The 256-nt window shown below is 69.5% G+C and carries 1 pseudogene; it reads right to left on the bottom strand.

Annotated features, from left to right (window positions below):
* A pseudogene (locus ACZ1A1_RS24960) lies at nt 1-256 on the bottom strand (sugar ABC transporter ATP-binding protein); the annotation flags it as partial.

Here is a 256-nt window from a genome sequence, read left to right on the forward strand (position 1 = left end):
CGCGCCGTCCGGGTCGGTCAGGGCCTCCGGGCGGATGCCGAAGATGATCTCCTTGCCGCCATAGGCCGAAAGGCTGCCCGGCGCATTCGGCACCGGGAGCACCAGCGGCTCGGCCTGATGGCGGGCGAGCGAGACGGCGACGCCCGCGCCGTTGTTCTCGACCCTTGCCGTGAGGAGGTTCATCGCGGGCGAGCCCATGAAGTCGGCGACGAAGGTGTTGGCCGGATTGTTGTAGATCTCCGCGGGCGTGCCGAAC

Source organism: Shinella sp. R2-11, from assembly GCF_055330205.1.